We start from the raw sequence: 10,139 nt of genomic DNA, 5'->3' as shown, positions 1-10,139 counted from the left end.
GTGGCACACTCGCGAACCATCGAGGTTTCAGCGAGCCGACATCGTTTTCTCACAGGCTGTTAGATTTCCCCATTCCCCTTTGTCAGCAACGGCCTGAACTGTTGGGTTGTAGGCTCAGCGCAGCAGAACCATGATTCCGTTAACCGGGGCGGCTTCGGACGATCAGGCCTGCTCACCCTTGTCTGGGTCGAGGTTTCAACGGGCCGCCCGGCAATCTTATCGGCACTGGCTCGAATACGATCAAAGGTGGCCATCGCATCTTCCTCCTCCTTGGCACTCGCTTCCACGATTGCATTTACCGCCTGATGGAGTTGATCCATCCGCTCATCCGGATGCGTCCATGGATACTGAAAGTTTGCTTGATCGAGTGGACCGAGAAAACTCTGAATGTCTGACTTGGCGAGAAGAGCCGAGCCGGGCGGCACCAAGAGACGAATGCTCAACTGTACGGGGTCGGTCGCGTCGATAAGATCGTGGTCTTCCACCATGTCCAACGTATAGAGGTAATCGTCGAGGCTGGTCCAGGGTGTAAAAGCCACAAGCGATGGGCGAAGCGTGATGCCGGCTTCGCGCAGAATCGCGAGCGCTGTGATGATATCAGTTCCCGTATGTCCCTTATGCAATCGTTTCAAAACATGGTCGCTGAACGACTCCACTGCGGAGATGATGAACAGGCACCCCTGTGCTGCAAGGTCTGGAATCAGAGTGCGGTGCTTCAAGAGGTGTTCGATCTTCGCGGTGAAATCAAAGGTCAGATACGGAAACTCCTCATGCATCGTGCGAACAATGCTGAGGGAATGCCCCGGCCCGTTCAAAAAATCAGGATCGCCGAAAGTGATATGCGTGGCGCCTGCCTGTACCTGATGCCGAATGTCCTCGAGGACGACGGCCTCCGGGACAAGGAAGAATCGCCCTTCATAGACCGGCACGATAGGACAATGCAGGCAGTGATGGAGGCATCCACGACTGGTCTCGATGTACCCGACCAGTCGTTCTGTCCCGTTCTCTTCGAGCTGGGCATATTGGTCCAACATCGGGAGTCCTGTCCGACTTGGGATTGGTTGGGATCTCGTTGAAGTGGTTGAGTAGGGCCGCTTCAAATAGGGAGCAACGACCCGGTTTGGAGAGCTCACTCCCTCGAGATCGTTGATCGTCTGATCTCGATCGATTGTCTCAATGAGTGATCGTAGCGGGATCTCATATTCTCCGCCCACCACAGTATCGGCCAACTCCTGAAGCAAATATTCCGCATTGATCGAGGCGTACAGGCCATAGAAACAAATGTGGCAGGTTGGATTTATTGCGCGAATCAGCTCGGCTACGCGTACCCCAAGCCTGAGCGCTGTGTGCATGGGGACTGAAATACCGACGAATTTGGCGAGCCTGAGAGCCGGTTCATTAATGGTTTCAACGGCGATGTCGAGGCCAACCGGCGAAAACCCGGCTTGCTCGAGAAATCCCATCGGTTGGGCTATGCCAAGAGGTTGGTGGCCCAATTCATAACAGGAGACAAACATAATCGCGCCAGGGTGCCTGAGCAACAATAGCTCTTTTGTAGGTTCGGTAATGTGTTCCATATTCCACTGCTGCCTTTCATGTGGGGAGATGTCACTGGTAGCACACCCCTGAGAGTTGGCGCAAATGAGATCTATGTGGGCCGTGAGAACGATATCTAATGGTAAAACGTGCTTTAGATGGGTCATGTCCTGAAGCTAAATTTCTTGAGTGTTGTGATCGAACAAAAAGGTGTGGAGACGTTCTCTGTCAGTCCGGAACAACAAAGGGGCTGCTCCCTTTATTGGGAGCGGTGGATTTCGTTTTTGGAATGGAGGTGGACCCTGCCTAAAGGATTCTCTATCTGCCAACCTGAAGGATTCAGTGTACTTCCCTCAGTTACCAACAGCGCAAGCAGTGGCTAAACGTTTGTTCTCGAGATGCCCTTTAGCGGAATCGCTAGCTATAAACGGGGAGGAGTTGGAAATTGGCTTTAAATTTTCTGCTTGCCTCCTCCCGAATATAATCGACCATTCCGAAATTCCTTTATAAAGTCTGATGCGCTCCAGACCTTTTTCTTTAGTCGGTGGGAAAGTTCCAAACCTCAGATTGTATGATTTAGCCTAATGCTTTTGTTTATTTAATACGTCAACCCTTCCTGGAATTTTATGGGTAGGGAAACCGTCTCCTATTTATCATATGAAATATAAGAGGTTTTCCCTTTAAAACTCATTCCATTTTGTTTGGTCTGGTTTTTGCTTTTAGTTTAATTAAATTTGTAGTTCTTTCCTATAGTTCCTTTTTCGGTTAGTCCGATCGTTTGTATCGGTTCATCCCTACCCCCTTCACCCATGGTTTCCTGGTTGAAACCGGTTTGAAAGAGAGGCCCTCTCATGAACCACCTGCCTTCGTCCCCCCTATTGGCAAAAGACTTAATGGATCCTAAAGCGTTACCACTTAGCCGTGGAAAATTCGAGAACGATTTGGCGCTGCAATTCCTCTCCGGTCATTATTGTGGATGGCCGGTCGTTGATTCCGAACAAAAAATTCTCGGGATCGTGTCAGATTTCCGTCTGTTCGAGGCCGTTTCACGGTTGGATTCACTTGATGATCTTAAAGTCGAAGACACGATGACCACACCTGTGTATGTACATGAGGATGAACCCCTTAATAAGGTGTTGGATGCGATGACGCAAGAACATGTCCAGAGAATGCCTGTCGTGCGCAATCATAATCTTGTGGGAGTCATCTCTCGGGCAAGGGTGTTACAGCAATGTCTTTCGTTATCGCCGGCTTCTTCCCGATCCGTCTCTACGTGCGCATGGTGTGAACGGGAACAGGATTCCTCTGCCGCGCAGGTTGGCACGAAAGAAAGGCGGAATTTGGCGTCGTTTTTATCTATGGACCATCTCAAATTTTCTGAGATCGACCTCGCGCATACCTATTGCCCTACTTGTGTTCAAACCCTTCAGGAACTCAACACCACATCCGGGAGTCTGTCTTCTGATGAGGTGGTAACCCAGGAAATCCGACCATGCTTATTAGTGGTCGATGATGATCCAACGGTGACCAGACTATTAAAACATGCCCTTCAGGAATGGGGATATGAAGTGCTTGTTGCGAGAAATGGATGGGAAGGGCTGGCCGTCGCGAGCCGCCAAAGCGTGGATGGCATTTTATTAGATATGGATATGCCCATTATGGATGGGCGAACCATGCTGGATGAATTACGATGGTTGGGCCATCAGGTGCCGGTGCTGATGATGTCCGGGGCAGCGGATGAACGAGCCCTTCGTCAACTGTTACAGGAGGGCGCTCAAGGGTTTTTTGTGAAACCGTTTCATCTGAAAGCTCTCAAGGAAGCCTGTCGCAAGATCCTTCAAAAGAATGAGGCACAGGCATCCTCTCCTTCCCACGTGGCGTGATCAAATTTCGGATACCTAGTACGCAAGCTCAAGATGCAATCCGGCTGCCGACTTGGAAACCCTTTTCAGGATGAGAGGGAGAGTCCTCATAAGGCAATGCCTTCTCGACCCAACAAGCTCCTTAAGCTCTGAATCACAGGAAAAACTTCCTGATTCCAGTCCGCGCCCTGGCGATCAAAGGCTTTCTGTTCTTCCTCAACAATCCACCGATCCTGGGCAAAGATTCCATCGGTAAACCACACAATAAACGGCCACAAAAGGTGGATGAGTCCGGGAATTGAAGGTTTCCGGATCATCATCAACCCAAAGGTATGGTTGATTCGTTGGGCATGATCAATGGGAACATACACATTCCAGAGATTTAACGCTGGGTGAGTACTCCCGGCTGTCCAAAACTGGAGCGTTTGATAGGGATAATTGGTACAGATGGTCATCAGATCATGTTTCGGGCCATCTGCGGATGGTTTGGTACGTCCTAAGATGAGTTTTTCTCCGAGTGGTTGTGCGCCTTTGATTCGAGAGAAGGTATAGTCGACTTCAACGGCATGCGGCCGCTCTCGAAGTTCCAGAAAGACCGTTCGGATCCCGCCCATCAGTCGACGGTGCAAAAACTGGTGGTTCATATCCATAAGATTCTCATGCATGAAGGAGTAATGGCAACTCACCTGACGGTCAAGGTATCGAGTTTTATATTGCGGATCACCGGCTAAGGACACATTCGGGAATCCAACTTCTTCAACTCTGCTCACCGAGCCGGGAAATACAAAAACCAGCCCATAGGCTTCCCGACAGGGGAAATTCTTCACTCCTGCCGGCCGTGGTTGGTTCTTTTCTAAATAGGGTACACCCATACATCGCCCTGTCTGGTCAAACGTCCAGGAATGATACCCACACTGGACATGCTCTCCATGCACCACTCCGCAATGGAGCGGTACCTGCCGATGGGCACATCGGTCTTCGAGCGCATAGACCATTCCGGTTACGGTTCTCACCAACACGATGGGATCACCGGCAAAGGACACTCCAAGCATTTTTCCTTTTTTCAGATCTCTGGAGCGTGCGAGCGGATACCAATTGTCAGGATGAAGACCGGTTTTTCTTAAGTCGGATGTGAGGGGCGTTTTCCACGAAAGGGACGCAGGATCTTCCAGGATAATGGGAGCGCCGTTTTCCTTTTGTCTGTCTAGGTGAATTTGAGATTGCTCAATCATGAATTTCTCCAAAAAAGAAGGCAGCCGTGATGGGAAACGCCTGGAAATCTTTAGTGATATAGAGAAATAACTGGAATCGTATGAGGTTTTGGACTGGCATTAAGTGAGCTGAGGAATAAGAGGGTAGGGACTCGAATGATTCCTTACTGGGGCAGAGTATAGATCGTGTGATCAAAAATATCGAGTCGGAGGGAAGATTTTTCCAAAGCCTCCTGGGCACCGGCAACTTGCATACCCGTAAGCCATGTGTTTGGAAAAATATTGAATCGTTTAAGGAATGATGAGAAAATCAGGAAATTCCTTTGAAATTCATTTATGTTATGGATTGAACAGTCAGGGTCGACATCAAAGGATGGAGTGTCGTGAAGCCACCAGAACGTTCATGGTTAGGAACAGGATCAATTGGACGAGCGTTAATGGTTCTCACCACGGTCTTTATTTTAGCCTTGTTCGGCATCCTGCTCTATACGATCACCACAATTCAGAATCAAAAACTCGACAGTGTGACGGTGGATCTGGCTGGCCGACAGCGGATGTTGTCTCAACGACTCATGAATGAAATTTTATTGACTTCGCAAGGGATTCCTGCTGATTACCGGTTCACCCAAAAGATGTTGACACAAACTCTGGATGCGTTACTCGTCGGTGGGCAAGCCGTCATGAACCCGGAGAGTGGCGAAACGGTGGCCCTTCCTTCCCCTCCATCCAGGGAAATACTACAGGCATTAAATGAGCAACAAACACTCTTGGGCGAATTCATGCACCTGGCCGATATCTTTTTGAACACGCAATCCGATCATCCCGGATATTCTTTGGAATTAGACGGGCTTTTGGCTGTCAATATCCGCTTAATTGAAGTCGCCAACAAGGCCGTAAAGTTATACAGCAAAAATTCCCAGGAAAAGATCTCGAACATGATCGTTTGGGAATCTCTGATCGGTATCTTAGTGATACCCTTCGGAATTCTTTTGACGAGACAGGTCAAACTAGCCAATCAGGAACTTGAACATGAAATCCAGAAACGCTCCAGGATAGAAACGGCTCTACGTTATCGAATCGAAATTGAAAATCTCGTAACGAATCTTTCAACCCAATTTATTAATCTTGGGCCAAAAAGTTTGGATGCGGAGATTGATCGAGCCTTAGAAGCTATGGGCACCTTCGGAGGGGTGGATCGAAGTTATGTGTTTGTGTTTGAGGAAGACGGAAAGACTATGAACAATACCCATGAATGGTGCCAGACGGGTATTGAGCCTCAAATAACAAGACTTCAAGGGCTTCGATTGCAGGACATACCCTGGTTTGCTGAACGTCTTATTTCCGGCCCGTTTTTTCAAATTTCAAGCGTGGAAAATCTTCCACTTGAGGCGAGTGCCGAAAAGCAGCTATTTCAGAGCCAGCAAATCCAATCACTGGTGATTGTGCCTATGTTATTTCGGGGAAAGTTGTTCGGGTTTCTTGGGTTCGATTCGGTGAAGCATGAAAAGACCTGGTCTGAAGAAGACATCAGGCTCCTCCAAATGGCCGGAGAAATATTCGTGAATGGATTTGAACGACAACAGGTAGAGGAGAATTTGCGGAAAAGCGAAGCCGCAAAAGTTGATGCCTTTCGTCAAAGTGATGCCCTGAAAACAGCCCTGCTGTCCTTGGTTTCGCACGAACTACGAACTCCCCTTACTGCCATCAAGGCTTCCATAGCCGGATTGATTGAACTTTCCAGGCAGGATGCGTCCAAGGTGCAGCAGGAATTTCTCCAGGGCATTAATCAGGAAATCGATTTTTTAAATGGATTAGTTGATAATCTTCTGGACATGTCAAAGGTTGAAGCGGGAACGCTGGTTCCCCATCGGGAATGGCATTTATTGGAAGATTTGGTCGAAGGCGCAATCAGACGAGTGGAAATGTCATTGGAAAGCCGATCTCTGCAAGTGAACCTTGGGGAGGAAATTTCTCCTATTTTTGTGGATGGAATGGAAATTCAGCAAGTCCTGATCAACCTGTTAGATAATGCCATTAAATATTCTCCCCCTGATTCCTTGGTCAGCATTGTTGGTCGAATGACGCCGAACCAGGTGGAGGTACGGGTCTCCAGTGAAGGAGAAGGAATCCCCCAGGAGGAATTATCAAGTATTTTTAAGCGTTTTTATCGGCTAAAGGGTCCGCGCACACGACTCATTCGTGGTACCGGTCTGGGATTGGCGATCTGTAAAGGTATGGTCGAAGCCCATGGCGGCCGAATTTGGGCCGAATCTCAGAATCGAGTCGTGTCGATTAGCTTCACGGTGCCGACCCCTGAGGCACCCCCTATGATAACTTTTGACGGGGAAGAGGAGTAATCGGTCTACCCATGGCTCTTGGATCTCGAATATTAGCGGTTGATGATGAACGGCAAATACGTCGTTCATTGCAGGTCAATCTTGAGGCAAAAGGGTATGAGGTTCTGACGGCGGAAACGGGAGAAGAGGCCCTCCAGATTATGAGTCATCGCCTCCCTGACCTGGCCCTCGTGGATTTACTGCTTCCCGGAATGGATGGAATCGAACTCACACGGCATTTGTGTGAAACCTATCATATCCCGATCATTATTCTTTCTGCGATTGGAGAAGAAGCTAAAAAAATTGAGGCTCTCGAAGTAGGTGCCGATGACTATGTGACCAAACCGTTTAGCATGGAAGAGCTGACGGCGAGAATCCGCTCAGTCCTGCGACGTTCTTCCTCAATTTCTGGTAACGATCCTGTGTTCACATTTGGAAATTTACAGGTCGATTTTGAGAGTCGTCATGTCTCCATTCGAAACACGGCCGTAAAGTTAACCCCGACGGAATATGATCTGCTGAAGTACCTCATTCAGAATTCCGGAAAAGTTTTGACGCATGGAACCATTCTTCGAGCGATTTGGGGTGAGGGATATAGTGAGCAGGCTCAATATTTACGTGTCTTTATTGGAAATTTAAGAAAAAAATTGGAAAAAAACACGGCCCGCCCTCAATATATTCTTACTGATCCTGGAGTCGGCTATCGATTTGCCACCGATTTTGTGGAAAATGAAGGAAAACCCTGACTGTCTCCGTTTTCATGTGAGGTGTTCCTTATCAGTCATTGTCCCTTGCATTTCCCTCTCCTTTAACAGCCATCCCTCCTTCTCGTTTCTCTTGTAAGTCTCCACCTTTCTCCACGTTGTCTTTTTGATTTTTCTTTGTACGGGAATCTTCCAAGGGAAGGGGTTTGCAGACCACGAATTGGTCGTGGGTTTTGTTTAATTTCCGTCAGACGTCATTTTAGGGAAATCTAATTTTCCCAACGGCCTGATGGTCTCTACAGGTGCCGGAAAGAGAGGTCATCCGAAATCTTTATGAAATCTTTATTGGAACGGATTGCAAATCAAATAGATTCTTTATGGATTTGGAAATTATTATTTGTATGAAGGCTTAATATCAGCTCGAGCAAGGGATGAACCGTGAGGTGAACAGATGAAAATTCTGAACGGGACCACATTCGCTACGACTCTAATTAAAATTGGATGTTCTCTCCTATTGTTGTTCACTTTGAACTCTGGTTGGGCATCCACGCAACCTCCAGATGTGAACGTCTCAATGGACTATTGGGCACCGTATTATAACCCCGCTCTGGCCATTGTCCCTGATGGAGTTTCGATTCACGTCGTGAATCCTACTTCCTCCCCGCACAGCTTGACGCACGACGGTTGTCGAGGAGCCGGGACTTGCGCATTTGATACAGGTGCCATTCAACCCGGTCAGGAATTCACCATTCCTTCACTCCCTGCCGGTCGGTATTCCTATTATTGCGTGCTTCATCCCATCATGAAGGGCGAAATTGTCGTCATTCCCGATCACGCGGTAATTCATCAAGGTCCGACCCACGATCACGGGACGACCACTCACGCGAAGGAAATTCAGTAAAGGAATTGTTGTGGTCAATCATTCCATATTCACCCGTTTATTCAGGCGGCGGAACGCCATTGAATAGACAATTTCTCCATCTGCTCACTGCCAATGAATAGCCAAAAGTGCATTCTCATTGTCGACGATGATGCGGACGTCCGCTTGTTCCTTAGGGATCGCCTGAATGCTCTGGGGTTTGAGGTTCTCACTGCTGCCAATGGGAAGGAAGGGGTTGACGTTCTCCACCATCACTCCGTAGATGGCGTATTACTCGATTTATATATGCCCGTCATGGGGGGGATTCTTATGCTGGAACTATTAGCACAGTCTTCAACACTTCCGCCGGTGATCGTGATGTCGGACACCGAACACCGATCGGAACTGCAGCTTGCCATTATTAAGGGAGCGATGGACTTTCTCATCAAACCGATCGCTCCAGACGAATTGACCGATAAATGTCTGCGACTCTTTCATTAGAAACCTGTGAACCCAGGAAGGATTTTTATCCTCAGAAAGGAAGCCATGAAGAATGGTAAATTGCATATTTCAACGGGAATTCCCACTTCTGATATATCACGAATCCAAGAAAGTTTTGAGATATTAGCCGCTCACGGCGAGCAGATGGTTTCTCGATTTTATAAAGTGTTGTTTGATAAATTCCCAGAATTTCAGACCTTTTTCCCTCAGAGTCAGTTATCGCAACAACATGCGGCGTTTCTCAGCGGATTGCGCACTCTCGTTTTGGGCATGGAAAACCCTCAAGAATTACGCTCTACACTCGTTCAGTTAGGGGAACGCCACAAAAGGTATGGGATTAAAAACAAACATTACCCTCCCGTCGTTTATGCCCTGTTGCATGTGCTGACGGAATTCGGGGGGGATGGCATAGATGGAAAAACATATGACGCTTGGGAAAATTTCCTTCACCTGATGAGAGCCATTATGCTTGAAAGCTACTCTTTGGAAATGTTGCCTGTTGGAGATCGGCAGGAGAAGTTCCTCAGCACGGGGTCTGGAGGCCACACAAAGCGAATCTTGCTCATTGATGATGACCACCAACTTTTGGAGCTGTATCAAACATACTTGGAACTTGAGGGGTATTTATGCAGTCGGGTTTCGGAAGTGGCCTGGGCCTTTACCCATATTCAAATGAGTCACTATGACCTCGTCATGACGGATTTCCAAATGCCCGTGATGAACGGGATTCAGTTACGGAGAAATCTTGAATATGTTGGGAATGGTTGCTGTCCGCCATTTGTCTTGGTGACAGGGAGTCTCAATCAGGAGATTCGAAGGCAAGCGTTAGACTCTGGATTCGAGGCGGTGCTAAAAAAACCACATGACCTTACTGAGTTGGGTTCTCTCATAGGAAAAGTCTTAAAGAAATCTAGTGGGTCTCAAGTAAATGGACAGAATGTGTGAACCGGGATATTTGAAAATGCCGAAGTGGTGTTTGCCCCAAATTGCCAGTGTATGTTTGCTAGCCAATTAAGCTGCCAGGGCGGCGAAAATTTTTGAGGGGTCTGGTCTCTCCATGGTCACCTGCCATATCGGAGCTCGTGGTGCCGTGATTGCTCGTTTTTCTATGCGGCGTCCATTACACTCAT

8 protein-coding genes are annotated in these 10,139 nt (G+C 48.1%); 6 read left to right on the top strand and 2 right to left on the bottom strand.

Features of this window, described 5'->3' with window-relative positions; translation table 11 throughout:
- Nucleotides 1-59: 59 nt before the first annotated feature.
- Complete coding sequence (locus AAH187_RS17935) at nt 60-1,577, bottom strand: CUAEP/CCAEP-tail radical SAM protein (protein ID WP_342349857.1); 1,518 nt, start codon at nt 1,575-1,577, stop codon at nt 60-62.
- Nucleotides 1,578-2,387: 810 nt separating this feature from the next.
- On the opposite strand from AAH187_RS17935, the gene AAH187_RS17930 reads away from it, so the two are divergent.
- On the top strand, nt 2,388-3,419 hold the full coding sequence (locus AAH187_RS17930; protein ID WP_342349856.1) for a response regulator: 1,032 nt from the start codon (nt 2,388-2,390) through the stop codon (nt 3,417-3,419).
- A gap of 86 nt (nt 3,420-3,505) precedes the next feature.
- Here AAH187_RS17930 and AAH187_RS17925 read toward each other — a convergent pair whose 3' ends face one another.
- On the bottom strand, nt 3,506-4,630 hold the full coding sequence (locus tag AAH187_RS17925) for an aromatic ring-hydroxylating dioxygenase subunit alpha (protein ID WP_342349855.1): 1,125 nt from the start codon (nt 4,628-4,630) through the stop codon (nt 3,506-3,508).
- Nucleotides 4,631-4,992: 362 nt separating this feature from the next.
- Between AAH187_RS17925 and AAH187_RS17920 the strand changes: the two genes are divergently transcribed.
- The 5 genes from AAH187_RS17920 to AAH187_RS17900 all read left to right on the top strand — a co-directional run bounded on the left by AAH187_RS17920 (nt 4,993) and on the right by AAH187_RS17900 (nt 9,954).
- A complete protein-coding gene (locus tag AAH187_RS17920; RefSeq protein WP_342349854.1) occupies nt 4,993-6,966 on the top strand; it encodes an ATP-binding protein in 1,974 nt (657 codons plus the stop codon).
- An 11-nt stretch (nt 6,967-6,977) separates the two neighbouring features.
- A complete protein-coding gene (locus AAH187_RS17915; protein ID WP_342349853.1) occupies nt 6,978-7,691 on the top strand; it encodes a response regulator transcription factor in 714 nt (237 codons plus the stop codon).
- A 532-nt stretch (nt 7,692-8,223) separates the two neighbouring features.
- Nucleotides 8,224-8,550 (top strand): hypothetical protein, encoded by a 327-nt coding sequence (locus tag AAH187_RS17910; RefSeq protein WP_342349852.1) that lies wholly within the window; start codon nt 8,224-8,226, stop codon nt 8,548-8,550.
- 93 nt (nt 8,551-8,643) lie between these two features.
- A complete protein-coding gene (locus AAH187_RS17905; RefSeq protein ID WP_342349851.1) occupies nt 8,644-9,009 on the top strand; it encodes a response regulator in 366 nt (121 codons plus the stop codon).
- Between the two features lie 45 nt (nt 9,010-9,054).
- A complete protein-coding gene (locus AAH187_RS17900; RefSeq protein WP_342349850.1) occupies nt 9,055-9,954 on the top strand; it encodes a response regulator in 900 nt (299 codons plus the stop codon).
- Nucleotides 9,955-10,139 lie beyond the last annotated feature (185 nt).

The sequence above is a fragment of the uncultured Nitrospira sp. genome, assembly GCA_902500695.1.
Classification (GTDB): domain Bacteria; phylum Nitrospirota; class Nitrospiria; order Nitrospirales; family UBA8639; genus Nitrospira_E.
Note: the sequence above shows the minus strand (reverse complement) of the source record. Positions and strands in the feature narration are given on the sequence as shown.